Consider the following 25,865-nt stretch of genomic DNA (forward strand, 5'->3'; position numbering starts at 1 on the left):
CCTATTTTAATGATAAAAAATGAATATTTAATATCAGATTAAACTAAATATTTAAAAGCTCTTAATGATTTTCGCTTACCCTAATAACTCAAGATAAATTCAACTAAAATTAAAATTTATGAATCTAAAATCACTTAAAAGTGCATTATTCCTTGGAGCTTTGCTATGCTTCGGGTTTAGTAATGCGCAACAGGTTACTGGTACGGTGTCAGATGAAACTGGCCCATTACCTGGTGCAACTGTTGTTGTTAAAGGAACAACAATTGGAACACAAACAGACTTTGATGGAAACTTTAGCATAGCTGCTGAAGCAGATGCTACATTGGTTTTTAGTTATGTAGGCTACAAAAAAATAGAAATGGCTGTCAATGGAAAGTCTACTATAGATGTAGTTTTACAAGAAGACGCTGCGGCACTTGAAGAAGTTGTTGTTACGGGATATTCTACACAAACCAGAGGAGACCTTACAGGCTCTGTAGGTAGTGTTGATATTTCTGAAGCAACAAAAGCGCCTATTGTAAATGCTGCAGAAGCATTACAAGGACGTGTTTCTGGGGTCACAATTACAAATAATGGATCTCCTGGTGCGTCACCAACAGTAAGAATAAGAGGGTACGGTACTGGTAACAGTAATGATCCACTTTATATTATTGACGGAGTACAAACAGACGACGCAAGTATCTTAAACTCTATTAACCCTGCAGATATATCGCAAATGAATGTACTAAAGGATGGTGCAGCAGCAATATATGGAGCAAGAGCCTCTAATGGTGTTGTGATTATTACAACGAGAAGTGGTGGCTACAATATGGATAAAGCAAGAGTATCTTTAGATACCTATACTGGTTTCTCTGCAGCTACAAACGTACCAGAGCTTTTAAACACAGAACAACATGGAGACATGATCTGGCAAAGTATCAGAAACGATGGGGGTGTCCCTTCTCACCCACAATATGGTAGCGGACCAAACCCTATTACTCCCGCAACTTTACAGAGAACTCCAGATGGTATTTCTGCAACAGTAAAGCCTAACGGAGGAACAGATTGGTTAGATGAACTATATAGAACAGCCATTACTCAAAATGCCTCTATTACTCTTGAAAACGGTAACGAAAAATCTAAATTCTTGTTTTCTGCAAGTTATTTAAATCGTGAGGGAATTCAAATTGCTACTGGTTTTAAAAGAGGATCTATGCGATTAAACTCAGAATTTAAAATCGGTGATCGAATTAAAGTTGGTCAACACGCTAACATCTCTTTTGATAGAAGAGGCGGCGGTCAATCTTGGTATAATTTTGCAACAAGAATGTCTCCTTTAGTTCCTGTTTATGATGACTTAGGAAACTATGCTGGTAACTATAGTAATGATACTGGACTTTCCAATCCAAACAATCCAATAGCAGAAGCAAATAGACAAGCTAATGACTTTAATAAATCATTTAGAGTTTTTGGTGATATTTACGCTACTCTTGACATTATTGATGGCTTACAATTTAAAACATCTATTGGTGGCTCTATTAAAGCCTATAATGACAGACGTTTTAGAGCTTTAATTCCTGAGTCTTCAGAACCTATCTCAACAAATACACTTACAGAAGCAGACCAAGACACGTACGAGTGGGTTTGGAACAATACTTTAAGTTATAACAAATCATTCGGAGAACATAGTATTAATGCCTTAGTAGGTATTGAAGCATTAAATGTTAATGGAAAAGGCAAAGAAATTTCTAGAACTGATTTCTTCTTTGAAACTCCTGACTATTATTTATTAGAAAATGGTGGTGGTGCTGCTAACGTAGCATACGCCTATGACAATGCTTCCTCTTTATTCTCTGTTTTCGGAACTGCCAACTACAGTTACGCAGGTAAATATTTACTAACAGCTACGGTACGTCAAGATAGATCTTCTAGATTCTTAGGGGACAATCAAAGCGATATTTTCCCTTCTTTTAGTGCTGGGTGGGTTGCTAGTAATGAAGATTTTTGGCCTACTGATGCCCTAATGAGCAGATTAAAATTTAAAGGATCATGGGGACAATTAGGGAACCAAACGCTTCCTGTAGACAACCCTACTTTTAATATTTCAGTATTAAGTGGACAATATGCAGATTATGGATTTAACGGCAGCGGTGCTGTAACCCAAGGAGCTCTTTTAGAGTCTGTGGGTAATCCGGATTTAAAATGGGAAACCAGTGAAACTACAAACTTTGGTATTGAACTTGGTTTCTTTGACAACAAATTAAATCTTGAGGCGGAATATTTCATCATTAAAACTAAAGATTTAATTAGTCAAGATAACAGTGCATTTAGCACAACATCAATTGCTGCAAATGCTCCTTATGTAAACCTTGGTTCTATTGAGAATAAAGGTATTGATGCTACACTTAGTTATGCAGATGAATTAAATTCTGGTTTTAAATATGGTGTAGACCTTAATTTCTCTAGTTATAAAAATGAAGTAATCGATTTAATTAGCGCGTTTCAAGTAGGATTTGATGGTTTTAGAACTACAGGTGCGGTTACAAGAACTCAAGAAGGACAACCAATATCTTCTTTCTACGGTAGAATTGTTGATGGAATTTTTGCTTCAGAGGCCGAGGTAAGTGCAAGCGCAGATCAAGGTTTTGCTTCTGCTGCAGATGGTGTTGGTAGATTTAAATATAGTGACATCAATAATGATGGTACAATTAACGATGACGATAGAACATTTATAGGTTCTCCGCACCCAGATTTTACATATGGTGTTAACTTAAGCGCATCTTATAAAGGTGTTGATATTTCTGCTTTTTTCCAAGGATCTCAAGGAAATGATATTTTCAACAACGATAAAGTGTATACTGATTTACCAACCTTTTTCAATGCTAATAGAAGTGTAAGAGTTTTAGACTCGTGGTCTCCAACCAATCTTGATGCATCTTTACCTGCACTTAGCCAGAGTATCACAAATAACGAAGGTAATGCCAATTCATTTTTTGTAGAAGATGGTTCATACATGCGTATGAAAAACTTACAAATTGGTTATACCTTCAATGATCAAGTATCAGGCTTACTAGGAATGGATAGTGTTCGTTTCTACCTTCAAGGTACTAACCTATTTACTATTACCGGGTATGATGGTGTAGATCCAGAATTACAACCGAGATTTAATAGTAATGGTTCTATAGATAACCTTACCATAGGTGTATCTGACAACAACTATCCGTTAGCCTCAATTTATTCATTAGGTATCAACTTAAAATTTTAAAAAATGAAAAAGAATATAATTTATTCCATATCGCTGACATGCATGATGCTAGGTGCCTGTAGTGATGATTTTACAAATATTGCTCCAACAGGGGCGCTCTCTGACGAAGCATTACAAAATGCTACAGGAGTAGACTTAAAATTAACGGCTGCGTATTCCGCAATGGATGGCGAACGTATTGGTAGATTAGGTGAAGGAACTGCGGCAGGTGCAGACAACTGGTGGACCGATGTAGTTTCTGATGACGCACATAGAGGAAGTACGGATGGTGATAACACGGAACTATTCCAAGTTGAAACTCTAGATTGGCAAACTGGTAGCGGATGGTTTCTTGGACGCTGGAGTGCCTTATACGGCGGTGTAAATAGTGCAAATGCCGTATTATCTCTGATATCAACTATACCTGAGGGAGATTTTAGCCAACAACTAGGAGAAGCTACATTCCTAAGAGGGTATTACAATTTTGAACTTCAGAAATTTTACGGTAATGTTCCTTTTATCTCTGTGGAAAATTTTGACAACCTAGAGTTCAATCAACCAAATCCGGGGCCTGTTTGGGCTCAAATAGAAGCTGATTTCTTAACTGCAATTGACAATCTAGGTCCTGAGGTAGTCAATGGTAGAGCTAATTCTTGGATTGCAAAGGCATTCTTAGGAAAAGCATATTTATATCAAGAAAAATGGGACGAAGCATTTACCTTATTAAATGAGGTTGTTACCACAAGCCCATATTCTTTGAATGCTGAATATGTAAACAACTTTAATTTTGTTGGAGAAAACAGCTCAGAATCTATGTTTGCTATTCAATATGTTTCTGATGACGGCCGTTCTTTTAACGGTAACGGTACAGGCACCTTAAATTTCCCTGGCGGCGGACCGTTAGGAACTTGTTGTGGTTTTTACCAACCAACCCAAGATTTAGTCAATGCATACCAAACAGACGGCAGCGGACAACCATTATTGGATACATTTGCTGACACTGATGTTGCTAATGATTATGGCATTGAGAGCGCTGATGACTTTACGCCGCACACTGGACCTTTAGATCCAAGATTAGATTATACCGTATCTAGAAGAGGAATAGATTATAATGGTTTTGGCCTGAACCCAGGAAAAGAATGGATCAGAGCAACTTTTGCAGATGTCTCTGGCCCTTATTTACCTAAGAAAAATGTGTACCAAGCAGATGAAGTTGATGCCAACCGCGGAACTGGTGGATGGGGATCTGATTGGTCTGGTATTAATTATAATGTTATGCGCTTCGCTGATGTTTTACTAATGACCGCCGAAGCTGCTGTTGAAAAATCTGCACCAGATTTAGCCCTTGCTTTAGAGTATGTCAATAGCGTTCGTAATCGTGCTAAAAATATGACCTACGTTCAAAATGAAGCGGGCGACGGAAATGCTGCCAACTATCAAATTGAACCTTACAGTGCTTTCGCTAGTCAAGAATTTGCTAGAAAAGCGGTACGTTTTGAGCGTCGTTTAGAATTAGGAATGGAAGGACATAGATTGTTTGATTTAAGAAGATGGGGTGTTGCACAAGAAGTTATTAACGCTTATATCGCCAATGAAGCTGCTGATATAAATCAATCTGATTATAGCAGATTTAGAGCATACACAGAGAAATTTGACCTGTTCCCGATTCCTGTAAATGCCATTGACCAAAGTGGAGGTGTATTAGACCAGAATCCTGGGTATTAATTAAAGTTTCAAGCAATAAAATCTTAATAAAATATAGATATGAATAAATTTAAAACTATAAGTATTGTATTGTCGATGCTCGCATTAGTAGGATTAAATTCCTGTGATAATGACGAGGTCGATTCTCCCGGAGCCGCCATTGTTGGGCCTGGATCCGTATATACTAGAATAAGCGCAAGTGGAAGCGCTACCTCTTTAGAAGCAGCTCTTATTGCTGCCACAGGAGATCTTCCTGCTACCTTGGAAGGCACAGGGCCGTTTACTGTTTTTGCTCCTACTGATGCTGCATTTACTGCATTAGCAGTATCCTTGGGTTATGAGACTACAGAAGAAATTACAGCTACTGAAGATTTATTAGCCAATATAGATAAAGATTTACTTTCACAAATCTTAAGCTATCATGTGGTTTCTGGTAATTTAGAAGCGAGTTCTTTTACAGATGGCGCTACACTAACCACCGTTTTAGGAGATGACCTATCCGTAATAGTAACTGCTGATGGCGACGTACAATTGCTTGATGCAACAAAATTATCACAAACAAACCCTGTATCAACCGTAACTCAAGCAAACAACTATGCAGATAATGGAATTGTTCACTTAATAGACAAAGTTCTTTTACCACAAGCTGCCATTGATGCCTTAAGTTTTGATACCCGTCCTACACTTTTAGAATGGGCAAAAGGAACTGAAGATTTAAGTATTTTGGCAAGCGCTATAGACAAAGCTGGTTTATCAGATGCCATTGCAGCATTGGATACCGCAAGAGTTTTAGCTCCTAACAACCAGGCCTTTGAGAATCTTTTTGACGCACTAGGAGATGATTATAGTAGTGTTGATGATTTTGACAATGAGGTTGAAATTGAATTATTAAGCAATATTCTTTTATTCCATGTATTACCACCTGCAAACGAGTCTACAGATTTAGTAGTAGGACCGGCAGCAACTCTTTTAACAGATAACCTTATTGACGTAATTGCTGATGGAGCTGGATTTGCATTTGGTGATGCCACGGCAACCAACGCTAGTGTAATCACCGCTGATATAGATGCTAGAAACGGAGTTGTAGACATTATCGACAAAGTGCTTTTACCTCAATCTGCATTAGATTTTATAGCCTTACTTGGCGCTGATGACTTAGCGACAACGGTAATTGAAGCTGCTCAACTAAGCGTATTAGAAGAAGCATTAATTAAAGCCGATTTGGTTGGAGCTTTCACGGATGCCATGAATGTACAGGATACTACAGCTACTAATTTCACCTATTTTAGACCTGCTACTGTATTTGCACCTACCGATGCTGCATTTGCAGATCTTTTTGATGCATTAGGAGCTGACTACACTGGTATTGCAAGTTTTGATACTGATGAGGAAATAGAACTTCTGAGTGACATACTTCTATACCACGTTTTAGCAGGTAAAGTAATGAGCACAGATTTAGCTGCCGGAATGGCAACCACCGTTTCTGAAAGAGATATCGAAATCATCAGTGTTCTTGGAACTGAAAATTTTGTTATCGGCGATGAAACCAACGATGTCAATGCGAATATCACCACTGCAGACATTATTGCTAGAAATGGTGTAGCTCATATCATAGACAAGGTTTTACTACCTAAGAGTGCAATAGACTTTATTAGCGCTATGGAATAAGACCATAGTCTTCCGCTAACATTTTTTAGCGCGAAAAATACCAAACCACCCAACATACTAATTGTTGGGTGGTTTTTTTTGAAATAAATTAGTAATATCAAGCTTTATTAAATCTAAATAATGAAGCGTATTATAATGATTTTCAAAATATTCTAAAAATAAATTGGAGGCAGCCATAAAAGAAAACATCCTGAATTGACACTGTTGCTTAGAGACAAATTATGAATTACCAAAAACTTACAAACTAATACTTTCTCTTGTAGCGAGTGTCACTAATAATTCTTAATTTGACCAATATAATGCAGCACAATATCCTAATTGATCAAATACCACAACACAGCCAACACAATGAAAAATCTGATCTTTATTTTTATTATTTTATGTTCAATTATCAGTTCTTGCGGTAAAAAAGAAGACACGTTATTTTCTAAAATAAATTCTAATCATTCTGGTATTACGTTCAACAACAAAATAGTAGAAACCGATAGTTTTAACATTATTAATAATGAGTATATTTTTAATGGTGGCGGTGTTGCTGTTGGCGACTTTAATAATGATAGCTTACCTGACATTTTCTTCACAGGAAACCAAGAAGCTAATAAACTGTACCTTAACAAAGGAGACTTAAAATTTGTAGATGTTTCCAAGGAATCTGGAACAGAAGCTAAAGAAAATTGGAATACAGGTGTTGCCCTTGTAGATATTAACAATGATGGTTTACTAGATATCTACGTTTGCTCTGCCATGCTATCAAAAGAGAAAAAAAGAAATAAGCTTTTTGTGAACCAAGGACTGAATAAAAATGGCACTCCAACCTTCATAGAGAAAGCTCATGAGTATGGAATTTCTGGTAATGAAAATAGTATGAATGCTACCTTTTTTGACTATGATAAGGATGGGCTTTTAGATTTATATGTACTTAACAATGTAGACATTCATGTGCTCCCATCCAATTATAGAAAAAAAATCACGGACGGCTCTTCTTTAAGCAATGATAAATTGTACCACAATAATGGCAATGGAACATTTACAGATGTAACCCTCAAAGCCGGAATTACCATAGAAGGGTACGGACTAGGTCTAGCAATTTCAGATTTGAATAATGATGGCTGGCCAGATATTTATGTGAGTAATGATTACTTGACCAATGACATTCTATATTTTAATAATCAAGATGGAACCTTCTCCAACCAAATCAAAGACGTCATCAAACATCAAAGTAAATTTTCAATGGGTTCTGATATTTCTGATTATAACAATGATGGGTATCTAGATATTATTACACTTGACATGTTAAGTGAGACAAATCAAAGACTTAAAACAACCGTTGATAAAAATAAATATACAAGCTATGTACTCAATGAAAAATTTGATTATGAGTATCAGTATAGTCGAAACATGTTACAAAAAGGGAACGGTCCCGGAATACCTTATAGTGAAATTGGGCTTATGGCCGGTGTTTCTAGAACAGATTGGAGTTGGTCTCCCCTTTTTGCAGACATGGATAACGATGGTTATAAAGATTTATTAATTACGAACGGCTTCCCTAGAGATATCACTGATTTAGACTTTCGCGACTTCAAATTTAATGTGAGTCGCTATCTAAGTAATATGCAATTATTAGACTCTATACCCGAGATCAAAATTCCGAACTATGCGTACAAATATGATGGAGATGGCAGATTTATAGATGTAGGAGAAGAATGGGGTCTTAATATTCCTTCTTTTTCAAACGGAGCGGCCTATGCAGATTTGGATAACGACGGGGATCTAGATTATGTGGTTAATAATATAAATGATGAAGCTTTCCTTTTTAAAAATAATAGCACTAAAAAAAATAATTACATCCAAGTAGAATTAGTTGGTCCTAAAACAAATAAACTTGGTGTTGGTAGTAAAGTAGTTATCCGATTTGAAAATGATTTATTTCAATACCAAGAACATTACTTAAGTAGAGGCTATATGTCTTCTGTAGAAAGTAAATTGCACTTTGGTTTAGGCGCAGAAAAAACAATAAAAAGCATAGAGGTTCTTTGGTCTGATGGCCAATTTGAAAAAGTATCCAATATTGCTGCAAACCAAAAATTACAATTTAACTATAACAAAGCGCACGTACCATCAAAGGAAGAGCTAAGTTTTCCTTTAATTTCAAAAAACTCAACACCTTTATTATCAGACATTACAAGAAATACGGCCATTAATTACAAACATGAAGAAATAGATATTATTGATTTTAATGTACAACGAATCTTACCTCATAAGCTTACACAAAACGGTCCTTGCCTTGCCGCTGGCGATTTAAATGGGGATGGATTTGAAGATTTTATCATAGGTAGTTCCTCAGGCTTTTCTCCGCAATTATTCTTTCAAAATACGGAGGGTACCTTTATCCAAGAAGACTTATTTAATGACCCTAAAAACAAAAACTTCGAAGAAGAAAGTATCGCTGTTTTTGATTTAGAGAATGATGGTGATTTAGATATTTACTTGGTATCAGGTAGTAATGAATTTATGCTAGATAATGGTTTTTATGACGATAGACTCCTAATTAATGATGGCAAGGGCAATTTTACAATAGCAACAAATAAAATGCCAAAGATTAGTTCTAGCGGCTCCATTGTTACGGTAACCGATTTTAACAAAGATGGTTTTGTTGATTTATTTGTGGGAGGCCGAACGCCATTTGCAAAGCACCCTATCCCAGATAATAGCTTTTTGCTCAAAAACAATAATGGCATATTAGAAGATGTTACAGATGGCTATGCTCCAGCACTCAGAAATATAGGCATGGTTACCAGTGCTACATGGAAAGATGTTGATTTAGACGGTTCTGATGATTTAATCGTCGTAGGAGAATTTATGTCCATAACTATTTTTAAAAATGATACCAAATCTTTAAAAATAATGGCAAACACAGGCCTAGACCAACTAGTTGGATGGTGGGAAAGTATAGCCGCGGAAGATTTTGATAAAGATGGAGATATTGATTTTATCGTAGGAAATATGGGTGGTAATAATTTATATCAACCCTCTGCAGAAAGACCAGTTACGCTTATCTCTAAAGATTTTGATAAGAATGGTACATTAGACCCTATCATGTTTGCCTACTTTAAACACAGCTATAAAGATACTAGCTACAAATCTTTCCCTGCTAATTTCTGGGGAGACCTTTACAGCCAGAGTACGCTATTTAGATCAAAATATAACTTCTACAAGGAATATGCACTCGCAACAGAAAAAACTTTACTCTCTGAAAAAGAATTGGAAGGAGCTACCACACTAACAGGCAATTATGACCGAAGTATCTACGTTGAAAATTTAGGAAACGGCAAGTTCAAATACACGCAGTTGCCCTGGGAAGCACAAGTTTCTCCTATCAATAGCATTTTAAGTCTAGATTATAATAATGATGGGAATTTAGACCTCTTGCTAGTTGGTAATGATTTTGGTAATGAGGTTTTTATTGGTCGTTTTGATGCTTTAAACGGATGCTTATTAGAAGGTGATGGAAAAGGAAATTTTAAAGCTATTGAAACTAGCGAAAGTGGCTTTTTAGTTCCAGGTGATGCAAAACATATGATTAAAGTAAAACATGCCACAGAAGAAAATCCTTATATCATTGTTACTCAAAATAGAGATAGTTTAAAAGTCTTTCAAAAAAGTAAAAAATAATTTTAGGCTAAATTCATTTCAATTCATCCTAAAATTAGGATATAAAAATAGCGCTAAACTTCTTAGCGCTATTTTTATATGGATTTCATCAAAAAAACATTTCTAATTGAAAAGAAACAGTCTATACAAAGGCTTTACCATACACTTTCAATCTCTCTAATTTCTAAATTCTTAACTTCTACAGGTTCTTCTCCTCTTTGGTGAAAATTTAGATTGGTGTAATGTTCATTCGGGAAAATTTGCGAGGTCATCACATATTGCCCCTTATTTATAAAAACTTCAATAGAAGACCAATCCATTAAAATTCGGACTTCTACAGCGCCTTCTGGTAAATTTTTGATGGGCATCAACTGATTTTCTTTGGCAAAATCTTCTTGAAAATCTGTTTTACCAGAAGTAGCCCTATCTAAAACAACTTGCTTGTTTGCACCATCAAATAATAATTTAAGTCTATCCTCTTTTGGGTTCGTAAAACTAAGTTCAAAATCTCTCGAAGCTGTGGTAAAGACAATCTCTGATTGACTAATATTTAAACCTGCAACAGAATATATAGGATTAGCTTTAAAAGAATTTGAGGATTTCAACACTTTTTTCAATCCTGTAATTGGATAATTAATTAACTCATACTGCTCATTGATTTTCTCTAAACTCAATTCTCTTGGAATAGTCATAGCGCTGCGCCATTTTTCTGTAGGCGTATCTCTAGCATAGGACCAATTACTCATCCATCCTATGAAAATTCTTTTCCCATCGGGCGTATTATTATAGGTTACTCCAGCATAATTATCTGTCCCCCAGTCCAACCACCTATCCTCTTCTTGGGTAGACGTAAATGTGGTTCCATCAAAATCTCCAATAAAATATTGCGTACCACTACCGCCATTTGGTGCTCCTGGATTAATACTAATAAGCAGCACCCATTGTTCTTTAGCTTCTCCTGCAACCTTTAATGGAAACAAATCTGGGCATTCCCAAACGCCACCGTGTGCGCCTTGGTTCTTGCCAAACTCACTAACTTTTTTCCACGAAATAAGTGTATCAGATTGCCATATTTGCAAATGATCACCAGCCACTAAAAGCATCGTCCAATTATTTGCTTTTTCATTCCAAAAAACTTTTGGATCTCTAAAATCTTTAATTCCGTCATTCCCTATAACAGGATTACCTTCATACACCGTAAAAGTCTCTCCATTATCCAAACTATAAGCGATTCCCTGGGTTTGAAAATCTGTTTTTCCTGCTTTTTCTCCATCCATATCATGATACGTAAAAATAGCTACTAACGGAGGGTTTTCTTTAGTGCCGAAACCAGAAGTATTTTCTGTATCGATAACAGCGCTCCCTGAAAATATATACCCATTTTTATCTGGAAATAAAGCTATAGGTTTATGCTCCCAATGTAATAAATCCTTGCTTGTCGCATGCCCCCAATGCATAGGTCCCCAAACAATATCATCTGGATAATATTGATAAAAGAGGTGATAAATTCCTTGATGATACACCAAACCATTAGGGTCATTCATCCATTTTTCTGGCGGAGTAAAATGATACTGAGGCCGGTATGCCTCTGTATTAGGCAAAATTGCCACCTCGGTAGCCTCTATAGACTCTTCTTTAACTTTGTTTTTCTTTTCTTTAGACTGACAAGAAAGTAAGAATACCAACCCCATAAAAGAAAATAAACACCTGATTATAACCTTCATATACATTTTATTGAAGTATAAAAATAGTGAAATTAGCGCCACTTTACAGAAAGATAAAAAACTGTTTTGAAATCAGCTTTTCTAATTGGTATCTTTGTTAGAAAATAATTTACAGTGCAAAGACAATACTTGGTTCTAATCATTCTTCTTTGCTTTTCTAATTTTTTAATAGGACAAAGATCTATTGAAAAAACGCTAGAAAAGCTCAATGAGGAAAGCATCCCATACATCACTGTAGCAGAATTACAACAACAAGACAGTCTCATCATTTTAGACACAAGAGAACTAAAGGAATATGAAGTAAGCCATCTAAAAAATGCGATTTGGGTGGGTTATGATAATTACGACGCCCATAAATTAAAACTGCAAGACAAAAACCAAAAGATAGTGGTCTACTGTTCTATAGGGGTTCGTTCCGAAAATATTGGCGAAAAATTATTAGCAAATGGATATTCTAATGTCCAAAATCTATACGGTGGCATATTTAAATGGATAGAAGAAGATCTCCCCGTATATGATTCGGAGGAAAACCGAACAGAAAACATCCATGTATTTAGTAAGTACTGGGGAAAATTACTGACCAAAGGCAATAAAATCATAAACTAAACAAACACTTGTGTCTAAAGAAAACCTTCTTTTAATTTTTACGAGAAATCCAGAACTTGGCAAATGCAAAACCAGATTGGCGGCCAGTATTGGTGATGAAAAAGCATTAGCTATTTACAAATTCTTACTCCACCATACCGAAGAAATCACTAGAAACCTGGATATAAAAAAACAGTTATATTATTCTGAGGAAATTTGGAAAGACGATATTTGGAGTACCGAAATTTACGATAAGAAACTTCAAAAAGGAATTAACCTTGGACTACGCATGGAGAATGCATTTAAAGCTGGATTTAAACAAGGATATAAAAAAATCATTGTTATAGGTAGTGATATGTATGATCTGAACCAAAAAGATTTGGAGAATGCCTTTACACAATTAGACACGTCTGATTTTGTTGTAGGACCCGCAGAAGATGGTGGTTATTACCTATTAGGCATGAAGGCAGTAGAACATGCTGTTTTCACGGACAAAGCGTGGGGTACTCCTACCGTATTAAAAGATACCTTAAAAAATTTAGAAGATAAAAAAACAACTTTATTAGAGATAAAGAATGATGTTGATGTCATAGAAGATATCAAAGACCATCCAGCCTTTCAATCTTTCTTAAAAAAATAACACTCATGAACAAAAAAGAATTAGACGAATCTGTAAGCTATTTAATTGGAAAAGGTTTTGACGCGCCAGAAATAGGAATTGTATTAGGAACAGGACTAGGTAGACTAGCAAATGATTTAGAAGACCCTATTGAAGCTCACTACAACCACATCCCCTATTTTCCATTAGCAACAGTAGAGTTTCATTCTGGGAAACTAATATTTGGCACCTTGCAAGGAAAGAAAGTTGTGGTCATGCAAGGACGTTTTCACATGTATGAAGGGTATGATTTAATAGATGTCACCTACCCAATACGTGTAATGCATCAATTAGGAATTAAAAAACTTTTTATCTCTAATGCTTCGGGCGCTATTAATACCAATTTAAAAAAGGGAGACATGATGCTTATTGAAGATCACATAAACCTTCAAGGAGGCTCACCACTCGCTTTTAAAAATGTTGCCGAGTTTGGCACTAGGTTTACAGATATGAGCGCTCCATACGATGCTGATATGCGCAATAAGCTACTCGCCATAGCAAAAAAAGAAAATATTATCTTAAAAGAAGGTGTTTACGCTTCTGTTGTTGGGCCACAATTAGAAACTAGAGCGGAATATAAAATGCTTAAAATTCTAGGAGCAGATGCAGTAGGTATGAGTACCGTTCCCGAAGTGATAGTTGCGAATCATTTAAACCTACCCGTTATTGCTGTTTCCGTTTTAACAGATGAGTGCAATCCAGAAAACTTGAAACCTGTTGATATTAATGATATTATAGCTGTTGCAGAAAAAACAGAACCTAGTATGGTACAGCTCTTTAGAGAATTGATCAAACAACTTTAAGGAAAAAAGTACGTTTAAACGATTATACAAGCCGATAAAAAAAATCTTGTAAGGTTATCTTTTAAATTTCAACTAATGTAAAAAAGTGAGTTATGAAAGTTTTTACCTTAATACTGTTTACCCTGTTTTCTCTTAGTTTTACGAGTACTAGTAATTCCGTACCCAATACCAACAGCAAACCCAGCCATGCGGAATGGAATACACTGCTTGGAAAATATGTTGATCAAAAAGGTAATGTAAATTATACAGGTTTTAAAAAAGACGCTTTTGCCTTAAGTACCTATTTAGATAGCTTAGCAAAAAATGCTCCTACAGATCAATGGTCTAAAGATGAGAAACTAGCTTACTATATTAACTTATACAATGCTGCTACCGTAAAATTAATTCTAGATAATTACCCCGTAAAAAGCATCAAGGATATTAAAAGTCCTTGGGATCAAGAATGGGTTAAAATTGGTAACAAAACGTATTCATTAGGAACTATTGAACATAAAATTTTACGTAAAATGAATGAACCAAGAATTCATTTTGCAATTAATTGCGCTTCTTACTCCTGTCCTAAGCTTGAAAATACCGCTTACCTTCCCGCAACTATGGAAGCACAATTACAGAAAGCAACGTTCAGTTTCATAAACGATACCACCCGTAATACTATATCAGAAAACGAATTACAACTTTCTAATATTTTTAAATGGTATAAAAGTGATTTTACAACAAAAGTATCTTTACAAGAATACATAAAACCATATAGCAAAATAGCAATAAGCACAGATGCTAAAGTAAAATACCTTGATTACAACTGGAGCTTAAATGAAATCAAGTAATTATAAAATAAGCATTATTATCCCTGTTCTAAATGAAGAACAGTTCATCAGTAAAATTCTCAAGTACCTCACTACACACAGTAGTCCTGAGTGCATTGAAGAAATTCTTGTTATTGATGGTGGAAGCACGGATAAGACGGTACAGATTGCATTAGAGAATGGTGCTAAAGTCATTCATTCTGATAAAGGAAGAGCAAAGCAGCTCAATACTGGAGCAATGTCTGCAAAGGGTGCTATATTGTACTTCTTACATGTAGACACCTTTCCTCCTATAAAATTTGATAGTCTTATCGTAAATCAAGTGAAGCAAGGAAATAAGGTAGGATGCTTTTTACTTAAATTTGATACCAATAGCAGGTTTTTAAACTTTTTTGGATGGCTTACTAGAATTAATTTATCTATTTGTAGAGGAGGAGACCAATCGCTTTTTATTACCAAAAAATTATTTGATAGAACTAGTGGTTTTAATGAAAACTATATCATTTATGAGGATAATGAATTCATAAGACGTATATACAAAATATCCAATTTTACCATACTCCCTTTTCACGTAAAAACCTCTACGAGAAGGTATGATGATAAAGGGAAAATTACATTACAGTATCATTTTGGCGTCATTCACTTAAAAAACTATCTAGGTGCTGGTCCAGAAAAATTATACGATTATTACCGAAGAAAAGTAGCCGTTTAGTTTTCGTAATCTAATATCACCCCTTCACTAATCCATTTAGCGAGTGCCTGCCGGTTATCTGGGTCAAGAATTCTACGTTGATCTTTTTCATTGGTAATATTTCCAATTTCTATAAAAGTCATTGCCGGGTGCGTTTTACGCACTAAATAAAGCGCAGTCCTATCTTCAAAAGTACCAGAATATGTTCTATTAGGTTGGTATTGCTTGTATTTGGCTTCGAAAGTTTTATGAATACTTTCCGCTAATTTTTTACCGTTCTTACTATCCTCATGATGGTAAAAGAAAACATCAATATTTTGACCTTTACTTCTGCTATCTACATGTGTTACAATCAAACGCTGATACTTTCCTTTATTTTCTTTGTAGAGTTTATTAACGATGTCCACACGTTGTTTTAATCGGGCTACTTGATTTAACGGAATTTCCTCATTTGGATAAGCGACCTCATCTCTATCCATCTCCAAAATACGTTCATCTCGGATACCATCATCAGGATCGCGAATAATAACATATACGATGGCCCCGTGAGAAAGTAATTCTTTAGCAAGCCTTAAGGTAACATCATACGCATATTCATCTTCAGAAATTGGTTTCCCAACATAGGTAGTCATAGCTCCAGGATCAGGACCGCCATGCCCTGAAACTAAATAGTATACATTATTTTTTAATTTGGTACTTTGCGGAATCACTTCGGCATACTTCTTACCAAATATCTCATAAGAAACACCTGCGACAGATGTAGCTTCTGGCTCTACCTTAAGATTTAAATTCTGGACTACTTTAGGTATTTTATATGCTCTGCCTTCATACAGATGAACACTATCACGAAGATTATGAACATTCATAGAAACAAACTCCTCATAAGTTTCGTACGGATCTGCCCCGTGTTTTCTTAATAAGGAGAGTATCCCATCTCCTTTTTCCGCAACTACGGTGTTCACAGAGTCCTGAGCATTTACCGGAAGAATAACGGTACAAACTAAGACAAACAAAACATATTTTATGCCTGATTTTAACATGGTAATTTCAAAATTCAATTTATAAATTTTTATGTGTTTGGAAGCGTTACTTTTTATCTTCCATGGCTATGGTTGAGTAATCAATTTGTATACCAGTAGTGATTACATTGGCAAATTTACTTTTATTTGCTTCAGTAGCTGTAACGGATGGTATTTTTTTATTCTGATTTTCTACGGTAATAAAGCTTAGTGCTGGCAACACATTATTGATTAAATATAAGTTGGTTTTGTTTGATAAAAATTCAGCCTCATATTGTTTCGCATTCAATCTAAATTTTTTTGATTTAAACGTTTTTGTAATGCTATTGGCAAAATGTTTTCCCTCCTTACTCTTCTGATCATGAGCTACCGAAATTATAGAAGAAGCACTAAGACTGCCATTCCCCACATCAACCACCAAAAGCCGCTGATAGTCCTCTTGGTATTTTAAATACCGCTGATTTATTGCAGCTACATAATCTCCTAACTTTACTCCCTCCTCTTTATCATTTTCAAATAAAAACACCCGAGCACCATGAGCTAACAAATTAACAGCCATAGCTGTAGCTAACTGATAATTACTTTTGGAGTTCTTTTTTACTTGCTGAAAATTATCGGCATTAAAATTATCAATAAGTAAATAATATACGGTATTATTGAGCAGGCTATCTCTTTTCTTTATCGCTGTCTTCGTAGTATCGAAAATAGGACGATCCTCTTGATTGCTCAGGGTTATCATTCTCCCCATATTCCGAAAAGAACTTTCGCTATTAGGAATCTTATAGGTTTTTCCACGTTCCAAATAACTTCCATCGATAATTGAACCCCTATTAAGTTTCAAAAATTCCTGGTAATACTTATCTACCTGAAGGCCTTCTCTCCATAAAACAGAAACAATTCCGTCTCCTTTTTGAGCAACAAATGTCTGATATTTCTCTTGAGAAAAACCAAACTGAATCATCGCGAACAAAGCCAAAAAAGGGGGGATTGTTTTTTTGTAGTTCATTGATACTGATATTTGTAGTAAATATTATTAAAAATATTGTCCAATTCCAAATACTAAGCCTTTTGTTGCATCTTTTGTGACTCCATATCCATAATCTATCCTAAAAATGGCATTAAAAACTCTTTTATGCATAAAACGCAAACCTACCCCAGGATAAATTCTAATATTTCCATTCTGAGAAAAATCACTTAATTCACCTCCTGGGTTTCGCCAAGAGCCTCCATCTACAAAAACATTGCTCTGTAATACAAACCAATCTTTATCTACTAAGGTATGTCTATACTCTGTATTAAATACTATGGCACCGGTACCGCGATCTATGGTATTACCTACCCCTCTAATATTTAAATTATTATCTAAGGTAAAAGGAGCAAATGGACTATCAGAATTAGTAGCCAACCCTAAGCGGACTCTGTTGGCCCAATTTCCTTTTTGACCTACACGTTTATAAAACAGAAAATCATTAAAGCCTATGACAAAATCTGGAAGATTTGCATCTGCGCTATGCACATACTGCAAGTTTAATGCGCTTTTAAAGCCATTTAAGTATTGGTAATGATAATTCAACGCTTCAAAGTTATACAGTAATTTCCATAAGCGTTTGTCAACTTTTAATGCTGTAGGCACTTCATTGCTTGTAAAGCCATCAATATATTGATAGTCTTCAGAAAAAAAAGAAAACCCAAACTCCACTGTATTTTTTAGGTTAACTTGGTACAAACCTAAAACCTCCACCCCTTTATTATTATACTTATAATCTGCAGTAGCTTCACTAAAAAAAACGGGCTCTTGTGTTGTAAAATCATTATAACTTACTGCTAAACCAAATTTATCAGAAAACAAATAGGGCGCCCTTATACTTACACCATAAGAATTAAATATATCGTATTGATAAAAACCTCCTAGGGTAATATTACTGCCTAACAAATTAAATTCTTGTAAACCCAACCGAAATGCAAAATCATCATTTGAAGAACTAAAAAGATTTGCAAAAGGAATTAAGGTAAAATTTTCTTCAATGGCAAAAACAACTGCTACAGTACCCTCTTGTAGTTGGTTTATTTTAAAAGTTGCATTTGCTACTGGTGGTAATCTTTTTAATTTTAGAATATCATTTTCTAACGCAAGGGTATCTAAAACATCCCCCTTTCTTGTTGTAATAATTTTTGACAAGAAAGATGGCTTGGTTCTTTTTACACCTGTTATTGTAATTTCTTTAATGATTAGATCCTGCCCTAAGACCGTACCAAACACCATGAAAATAAGACTTAAGAAAAAATAATTTAATTTCATGGTAAAAAATTTCAAATCAATAATTGATTTTATATAATTTTCTTAAGGTTTCTTCTGCTGGCTTGTTTTGGGGCGTAAACCTATTATCCGTACCCCCGCCAGATTGTTTGTGATCTATAAACCACTTCCAAACATATCCTCCCGCAAACCAATCTTCCGACCAAAATTCTTGTATGATAGCTTCTGTAGCATTTACTTGTGCTTCTAAGTTTACATTTTCATCATTCCGATCTACCAACCAAGGTTTCTTAGCGGTATAATCCATACTTCTATAGCCATATTCTGTAAATAAGATAGGCTTATCTTCTTTTGACGCTATCTCCGCTAAACCAGTTTTCCACTTTTGCCAACCCGTTTTCAGAACCTCAACAGATGGCGATTTATCTTCAGATAAAGGAAAATATGCATCTACACCAATATAATCTAAAGTATTCCAAAAATGAACTTTCTTGTATTCATCCCAATTAGCAGCGTAGGTAAGCTTCCCTTTATAGCGTTCTTTTATTTTAAGAATAAGAGCCGTCCAATATTCTGGCCTATTTACCACAAACTGCTCTAACTCTGTTCCTATACACAGAATCTCTACCTTAGCTTCTTGCGCCAATTCTGCATAAGTTAGAATAAAGTCACTATAAGATTGTTCCAGTGTCAACCATTCCGCTTCGCTATTCATTTTTAAATTTCCAGTAAATTCCCCATGCCATATCCAAATTTGAGGTTTTAACATCACCGCAATATTATTCTTATGGAGCATTTCAATATATTGCTTTGCGCCACTTTTAGTTTCACCAAACCACTGCTTATCCGTATTAAATTTAACTTCGGGAGAAGCTAAATCGCGAATAAACCCAAAAGGCATCACCGCTGCATGGTTTGCATTTAAATCTACCACCTCTTGAATATGTTCTTGTGCTACTTCTATTCTAGAGGATACAAAACTCACTCCGTTAATTTTATTCTTTTCCTGGCTAGAACATGAAATTTGGATACAAAAAAGAAGCAAAACGCCTATTTTATTCATTATACTTGATTTATAATTCAAAAATAGGCTTTTATTAAACAGGCTTTAAAAAATACCTCGTAATCCTAAGTTAAAGGTTTCTCCTAGTCCAGTATTAGAACCTCTAACAAAATTTGTATACAGCAGTTCTAGATTTAGTGCTTTGGTTAATTGGTATTTTGCTCCTCCACCTACGGCTGTAAAATCTTGAGAAAAATCATTTCCTAAATCTAATCTTTGAGAGTGTTGCGCTAGTGCTAGCACTGTAAATTTGCTGCTTGGAAAGTAACTTAAAAATAACCCAGGAGTTAAGCTTAAGCTGTTATTCGCAAAACTTTCTTCTTTATCACCAAAATGAAGTTCTGAATTTAGCTCAGAGAATAATTGCCATTTATCTCCTGGAAAGGTATAATCATAGAAAAATCTATTTTGCCAAGTATACCCTTTTTGATCTAAGAACACACCATTCTCTGTTTCATTATCGACTAAAGGAATAAAAAATGAACTCTGAATACTGAAATTACTCACCGCTGTAAAAGGCACAAATTTTACAGAAGGCGCAATAGAGGTAAGTCCTGAACGGGCCGAAGACTCTTCTCCATCAAATTTAAAAACATCTAAAGCACTTCTATCATTTATAACGTTTGATCTAAATTCTAGAATAGCACCAACATTCCATCTTTTATTTTCACCAACACCCGTATACGCTTCTAAACTAGAGGTGAAAAATGTTTGTCTCGGTTCTTTGCCTTCAGAAAAAGTACTCTCTGTTTGCGTATATAAGTTGTTAAACCATTTTACATCATACTGTCCTTTCCCTATTAATTTTGAGGGGGTATATTGTTGAATATTACTTTTCTCTTCTTCATCTTGTGCAAACCCAAATGAGGTTGCTAAGACCAATACTGCCAATGCTATGTAATTTTTGTTTTTCATAATTTTTATTCTTTGATTATCTTAATTTCCTTTAGTTAGTTATTTAGTTTCGTTTAGACGCCAATCATAGCTGTAATAGCCCACTTTTGCACCTTCCGGAAGTTTTTCTGTTTTATATCTATTGATGAAATCTGTTACAGATGCATCTTTTTGTAAAAAATCTTTTTTATACCACTCAAATAATTGAGAGATTTTTACTTTATTCTTTTCTACCACAATAAAGCTTGGGTTGTTGATTGCTTTCTTTGTTTGTTGTGTAAGTTGATGGTCTAATGTAGCTGCTTTATAAGCTGTATTTATTATCGGAGGACAACCTAAACCTGCACAGACTAACACAAAATGAAAGCGTGCTTCTTTAGGAAACTCTGCTCTTAATTTCTTATTTTCTATATCATTAAGGGTGATGTTTGTTCCTCCTATTTTATAGGTGATTTTATCAAAAAAGCCTGCTACATCTAAAGGAGATTTTATAGGGTAATTAGCAACTACACCGTCAATTACAGATATATTATACGCATTGATCCAAAAAGCTTGATACTCTTTCGTGTTTTCCTTAGCAACAGTTTGCGTTGCCAGCATTGTTTTTAAATCTAATAAATCGGTTTTATTCTTCTTTACTGCTTTATAATTAACGCTACCATCAGTCACATACGTTTTAAAAAAAGCATCTGCTTTGTAAATAAAATCTGTAGTTGACTGTGCGAAACTAAAGTTAATTCCTATTAAAAAAAATACTATACCTACACTCTTTTTCATATCTTAAACTTTTTATTAGTATCTACATCTAAGTCGAGAAGCTTTTCAAATGCTAACAATAACAATGCTTCTTGGTTTCGATGGTTCAAAGAGAATCAAAGAATATCACAATTCTATAACAGAAATATTTTATTTAAAAACTTAAATAAAATATTCAGAATTTGTTAAGTTCTCATAACTAGTTACGACTCAAACCCAACAACCAATCAAAGCATATGGAAAACATTGTCATTATTGGAAATGGAATAGCAGGTGTTACAGCCGCTAGACACATTCGAAAATTATCTGATAAAAAAATTACAATCATCTCTGCAGAAAGTGAATATTTCTTCTCTAGAACGGCCTTAATGTATGTGTACATGGGGCACATGAAGTTTGAACATACACAGCCGTATGAGAATTGGTTTTGGAAAAAGAATAGAATTGAGTTATTAAATGCTTTTGTAGAAAGAGTAGATCACGAAAATAAAAGCCTGAAATTAAAAGGCGGAACATCTGTTTCTTATGATAAGTTAATTATAGCTACAGGGTCTAAACCTAATAAATTTGGTTGGCCAGGTCAAGACCTAAAAGGCGTCCAAGGGTTATACTCTAAACAAGATTTAGAACAGCTTGAAAAAAATGCTCCAAACAAAGAAGTGTGCAAGAGAGCCGTAATTGTTGGTGGCGGACTTATAGGTATAGAGATGGCAGAAATGCTTCGCAGCAGAAAAATTCCTGTCACTTTTTTAGTGCGAGAAAATAGTTTTTGGAATGGCGTTTTGCCTAAAGGAGAATCACAACTAATTAATGAGCATATTTTAGATCACCATATAGATTTACGCTTGGAGACTAATTTAGAAGAAATTATTTCTGATGAAAACGGTCATGCAAGAGCAATTAGAACAGATAAAGGAGATATTATAGAATGTTCTGTTGTTGGACTAACAGCAGGAGTTTCCCCTAATATTGATTTCCTTAAAGACTCTGGTATTGAACTAGGAAGGGGAGTAAAAGTAAATAGACTTTTAGAAACCAATATCAAAGATATCTACGCTATTGGAGATTGTGCGGAACAGCATGAAGGTATTGGCAACAGAAGACCTATTGAAGCTGTTTGGTATACAGGAAGAATGATGGGAGAAACCCTTGCCCAAACATTATGTGGCAACCCTACGGAATACAAACCTGGACACTGGTTTAATTCTGCTAAATTTTTAGATATTGAATACCAAACATATGGTTGGGTATTTAGCGAACGAAGCAAACAAGACCATGAAGAACATTTTCATTGGCGCCATGCAAAAGAAAATATCTGCCTAACGATTGCCATACATAAAGATACTAGACAATTCTTAGGAATAAACACTTTTGGTATAAGAATGAGGCACGAAATTTTTGACCGCTGGCTCACAGAAAATAAAAATATAGAATTTGTCATTGAGCATTTAAAAGATGCCAATTTTGATCCAGAATTCTTCAAGGCTTACGAGCAAGAAATTGTAAGCCAATTTAATAACACTTACAACACCAACATCAGTGTCAAGAAAAAGAGTTGGAAAAGAATTTTTAGTAAAGCTTAATCTTAATAAGGTAAAAAATATAACATGAAAATAATACAAAAAATTGGCCTTATTATCTTTTTGACGGGCTTAGCTGTCTTCACCGCTGTTCCATTATTAGGAACCTTTAAATTAGATCAGAATTCATTTGATAGCATTGTTGCTGAAAAAAATATAAAAAGCGAAGTATTCATAGCGGATATAAATCAAAACGTTGTAGGCAAGGAGTTTTCTGGAATGCAAGGATTATCACCTCTTGTAGCAAATGCTTTAGACAACGCTAATGAAACCCACGTAAAAAATAAAGAATACGATAAAAAAATATACACCAGCTCCAGTGAAATGGCTACCCTTATTGGTAAAAAGTCAGGAACTGGTTTTATTGCTAACAATAAAGGTATCATGTGGTTCTTAACTTTTGGCTTAGCCATTATTGGAGCGTTAATGTACATATTACCTAATGCTATTTTATTAGGTAAAAAAGGTATTAAAAATGATGGAGTTTACCATGAAAGTGCCACCAATAAGGGGTGGATAGCATGGATGGTCTTTATTTTCTTAGTTTCTTTTTACCTTGTCCTCTATTTTGCATCAGAATACGCTGTAAACTGGACCTTCATAGTAGATCCTATAAGTGAAAGTTTAAGCGGTAATCCTGCCGGACACTGGTTTGTTTACGGGTTTATGTATTGTGTTGTAATGACGGTAATGGCTGCAAGAATGTATATTAAATACCGCCATAATGTGTATCAAATGGTACGTACTACATCGGTATTATTCTTTCAAATTGTATTTGCATTTCTTATCCCTGAAATAATGGTGCGTTTACAAATGCCGTACTATGATTTTAAAAATGCTTTCCCTTTAGATTATGATTTCTTTTTTCAATGGAATTTAAAATCACTCTTAAACAGTGGTGGTATTGGTCTTTTTATTTTAGTTTGGGGTATTGTATTAACCTTGGTTTTTGTTCCTGTCATGGTTTATTTCTTTGGCAAAAGATGGTATTGCTCTTGGGTATGTGGTTGCGGTGGTCTTGCAGAGACCTTAGGAGACCCTTACAGACAACACTCTAGCAAATCTTTATTCTCATGGAAAGTAGAACGTTGGTTAATTCATGGGGTATTATTATTTGCATTAGTCATGACAGCCTTAACCTTATATAGCTTTTTTGCAGAAACAGGAACCGTATTAGGAATTAAAACCTCTAGCATTCAAAATTTATATAGCTTATTAATTGGTTCTATTTTCGCTGGAGTTATTGGAACAGGATTTTATCCGATTTTCGGAAATAGAGTTTGGTGTAGATTCGGTTGTCCATTAGCTGCTTACCTAGGCTTTGTTCAACGTTTCAAATCACGCTTTAGAATTACTACAAATGGCGGACAGTGTATTTCTTGTGGTAACTGTTCTACGTATTGCGAGCAAGGTATTGATGTTAGAGCGTATGCTCAAAAAGGAGAAAACATTGTACGGTCTAGTTGTGTTGGTTGTGGCGTATGTTCTGCTGTATGCCCTAGAGGAGTTCTAAAATTAGAAAACGGACCGGAAGAAGGAAGAATTAATTCTACAGAAGTACTTTTAGGAAATGATGTTGATTTAATGGAGTTAGTGAACAAAAAATAATCAATCATGTATTTAAAAGCTTTTTTCTATGTTTGCGCCTTTGTTTTGCTAAATACCAATGCTTTTGCGAAAACATATTCTAAAAATTATTACAAAAACGGAATATTAAAATCTGAAGGTTGGGTAGAAAACGGAAAGAAAAACGGCTATTGGAAATTTTATTATGAAAATGGTCGTCTCTCTGAACAAGGACATTATAAAGAAAATAGCAAAACAGATTACTGGGTTTATTTCACTAAAAATGGACAATTAAAACAAGAAGGAAACTACAGATACGGTCAAAAATATAAGTGGTGGTTGTTTTATGATAGCAACGGACATATTAATCATAAATGCCAACTTAGTGAAGGAGTCAAAGATGGGTATTGTTTAAAATACACCAACCAGAAATTAACTTCGGCAGAAAAGTATAGAAATGGAGAAAAAATTAAAGAGTGGTTTAGCTTTTCTAGTTTTAGAAGCGAGAATAAACTTTCTGACTTAAGATAATGAAAGAAATTATAGTAATTATTCCCGCATATAATGAGGCAGATTCCATTGCCCACGTTATAAAAGAAATTCCCGGAAATGTCTCTGAAATTATTGTGGTCAATAATAATTCTACGGATAGCACAGCTGAAAATGCTGAAGCCGCTGGCGCTACAGTACTTACAGAAACCAGAAAAGGATATGGTTATGCTTGCCTAGCAGGACTGGATTATATCGCCAAAACATCTAAAAACCCATATATCATCGTATTTGTTGATGGTGACTATTCTGATTACCCGGAAGAACTCACTAAAATAGTTGCCCCTATACTCCATGATGATATTGATATGGTCATTGGAGCTAGGGATGAGGCGTTACGAGAAGATGGTTCTATGACACCCCAGCAAATATTTGGAAATTGGTTAGCAACCTTTCTAATGAAACTATTTTTCAATGCAAGATTTACAGACTTAGGCCCGTTTAGAGCTATCAAATATGATAAATTACTGGCCTTGAACATGGAGGATGAAACTTATGGCTGGACTGTAGAGATGCAATTGAAGGTTTTAAAGAAGAAATTTACATATACCGAAGTACCAGTACGTTATAAAAAAAGAATTGGCATATCAAAAGTGTCAGGTACCGTAAAAGGTAGTATATTTGCAGGCATAAAAATCCTAAGTTGGATTTTTAAATACAGTATAAAATAA

At 35.0% G+C, this 25,865-nt stretch carries 20 protein-coding genes; 13 read left to right on the top strand and 7 right to left on the bottom strand.

What is annotated here, in order from left to right; all coding sequences use genetic code 11:
* Positions 1–118 precede the first annotated feature (118 nt).
* From M666_RS02505 to M666_RS02520, 4 genes are all read left to right on the top strand, one after another.
* Positions 119–3,244: a SusC/RagA family TonB-linked outer membrane protein gene (locus M666_RS02505; protein WP_029444957.1), complete on the top strand. Its 3,126-nt coding sequence runs from the start codon at positions 119–121 to the stop codon at positions 3,242–3,244.
* Between the two features lie 3 nt (positions 3,245–3,247).
* Complete coding sequence (locus tag M666_RS02510; RefSeq protein ID WP_029444958.1) at positions 3,248–4,948, top strand: RagB/SusD family nutrient uptake outer membrane protein; 1,701 nt, start codon at positions 3,248–3,250, stop codon at positions 4,946–4,948.
* 39 nt (positions 4,949–4,987) lie between these two features.
* Positions 4,988–6,595: a fasciclin domain-containing protein gene (locus M666_RS02515; protein WP_082007878.1), complete on the top strand. Its 1,608-nt coding sequence runs from the start codon at positions 4,988–4,990 to the stop codon at positions 6,593–6,595.
* Between the two features lie 348 nt (positions 6,596–6,943).
* On the top strand, positions 6,944–10,267 hold the full coding sequence (locus M666_RS02520; protein WP_029444960.1) for a VCBS repeat-containing protein: 3,324 nt from the start codon (positions 6,944–6,946) through the stop codon (positions 10,265–10,267).
* 134 nt (positions 10,268–10,401) lie between these two features.
* On the opposite strand, the gene M666_RS02525 is transcribed toward M666_RS02520, so the two are convergent.
* Complete coding sequence (locus M666_RS02525; protein WP_029444961.1) at positions 10,402–11,970, bottom strand: glycoside hydrolase family 32 protein; 1,569 nt, start codon at positions 11,968–11,970, stop codon at positions 10,402–10,404.
* Positions 11,971–12,084: 114 nt separating this feature from the next.
* Between M666_RS02525 and M666_RS02530 the strand changes: the two genes are divergently transcribed.
* The 5 genes from M666_RS02530 (at position 12,085) to M666_RS02550 (ending at position 15,531) form a co-directional block, all read left to right on the top strand.
* On the top strand, positions 12,085–12,576 hold the full coding sequence (locus M666_RS02530) for a rhodanese-like domain-containing protein (protein WP_029444962.1): 492 nt from the start codon (positions 12,085–12,087) through the stop codon (positions 12,574–12,576).
* Positions 12,577–12,586: 10 nt separating this feature from the next.
* Entirely contained in the window at positions 12,587–13,195 is a 609-nt protein-coding gene (locus M666_RS02535; RefSeq protein WP_025613777.1) for a TIGR04282 family arsenosugar biosynthesis glycosyltransferase, read from the top strand.
* Positions 13,196–13,200: 5 nt separating this feature from the next.
* Complete coding sequence (locus tag M666_RS02540; RefSeq protein ID WP_029444963.1) at positions 13,201–14,016, top strand: purine-nucleoside phosphorylase; 816 nt, start codon at positions 13,201–13,203, stop codon at positions 14,014–14,016.
* A gap of 92 nt (positions 14,017–14,108) precedes the next feature.
* Complete coding sequence (locus M666_RS02545) at positions 14,109–14,840, top strand: DUF547 domain-containing protein (RefSeq protein ID WP_029444964.1); 732 nt, start codon at positions 14,109–14,111, stop codon at positions 14,838–14,840.
* Positions 14,827–15,531: a TIGR04283 family arsenosugar biosynthesis glycosyltransferase gene (locus tag M666_RS02550; RefSeq protein ID WP_029444965.1), complete on the top strand. Its 705-nt coding sequence runs from the start codon at positions 14,827–14,829 to the stop codon at positions 15,529–15,531. The genes M666_RS02545 and M666_RS02550 overlap by 14 nt, the downstream gene beginning before the upstream one ends.
* On the opposite strand, the gene M666_RS02555 is transcribed toward M666_RS02550, so the two are convergent.
* The 6 genes from M666_RS02555 to M666_RS02580 are packed head-to-tail and all read right to left on the bottom strand — an operon-like array spanning position 15,528 to position 21,520.
* Complete coding sequence (locus M666_RS02555) at positions 15,528–16,568, bottom strand: N-acetylmuramoyl-L-alanine amidase family protein (RefSeq protein ID WP_081977551.1); 1,041 nt, start codon at positions 16,566–16,568, stop codon at positions 15,528–15,530. The genes M666_RS02550 and M666_RS02555 overlap by 4 nt on opposite strands.
* Positions 16,569–16,596: 28 nt before the next feature.
* Positions 16,597–17,535, bottom strand: a complete 939-nt coding sequence (locus M666_RS02560; RefSeq protein ID WP_151198017.1) for an N-acetylmuramoyl-L-alanine amidase — start codon at positions 17,533–17,535, stop codon at positions 16,597–16,599.
* 27 nt (positions 17,536–17,562) lie between these two features.
* The gene (locus M666_RS02565; protein WP_029444967.1) at positions 17,563–18,828 is read right to left on the bottom strand and encodes a POTRA domain-containing protein; all 1,266 of its coding nucleotides are present in this window, start codon (positions 18,826–18,828) and stop codon (positions 17,563–17,565) included.
* A 16-nt stretch (positions 18,829–18,844) separates the two neighbouring features.
* Positions 18,845–19,849 (bottom strand): glycoside hydrolase family 113, encoded by a 1,005-nt coding sequence (locus M666_RS02570; RefSeq protein WP_029444968.1) that lies wholly within the window; start codon positions 19,847–19,849, stop codon positions 18,845–18,847.
* Between the two features lie 45 nt (positions 19,850–19,894).
* Positions 19,895–20,764, bottom strand: coding sequence for a transporter family protein (locus M666_RS02575; RefSeq protein WP_029444969.1), 870 nt, complete (start codon positions 20,762–20,764; stop codon positions 19,895–19,897).
* A gap of 39 nt (positions 20,765–20,803) precedes the next feature.
* A complete protein-coding gene (locus M666_RS02580) occupies positions 20,804–21,520 on the bottom strand; it encodes a DUF547 domain-containing protein (protein WP_029444970.1) in 717 nt (238 codons plus the stop codon).
* A gap of 215 nt (positions 21,521–21,735) precedes the next feature.
* Here M666_RS02580 and M666_RS02585 point away from each other — a divergent pair, with 215 nt between their 5' ends.
* Genes M666_RS02585 through M666_RS02600 form a run of 4 tightly spaced genes read left to right on the top strand, consistent with a single transcriptional unit; the run spans position 21,736 to position 25,865 of the window.
* Positions 21,736–23,082: an NAD(P)/FAD-dependent oxidoreductase gene (locus M666_RS02585; RefSeq protein WP_029444971.1), complete on the top strand. Its 1,347-nt coding sequence runs from the start codon at positions 21,736–21,738 to the stop codon at positions 23,080–23,082.
* A gap of 24 nt (positions 23,083–23,106) precedes the next feature.
* The gene (locus tag M666_RS02590) at positions 23,107–24,687 is read left to right on the top strand and encodes a 4Fe-4S binding protein (RefSeq protein WP_029444972.1); all 1,581 of its coding nucleotides are present in this window, start codon (positions 23,107–23,109) and stop codon (positions 24,685–24,687) included.
* 6 nt (positions 24,688–24,693) lie between these two features.
* Positions 24,694–25,176: a toxin-antitoxin system YwqK family antitoxin gene (locus M666_RS02595; protein ID WP_024479023.1), complete on the top strand. Its 483-nt coding sequence runs from the start codon at positions 24,694–24,696 to the stop codon at positions 25,174–25,176.
* Positions 25,176–25,865: a glycosyltransferase family 2 protein gene (locus M666_RS02600; RefSeq protein ID WP_024479024.1), complete on the top strand. Its 690-nt coding sequence runs from the start codon at positions 25,176–25,178 to the stop codon at positions 25,863–25,865. Before M666_RS02595 ends, M666_RS02600 begins: the two co-directional genes overlap by 1 nt.

The sequence above is a fragment of the Cellulophaga baltica 18 genome, from assembly GCF_000468615.2.
Taxonomy (GTDB): Bacteria; Bacteroidota; Bacteroidia; order Flavobacteriales; family Flavobacteriaceae; genus Cellulophaga; species Cellulophaga baltica.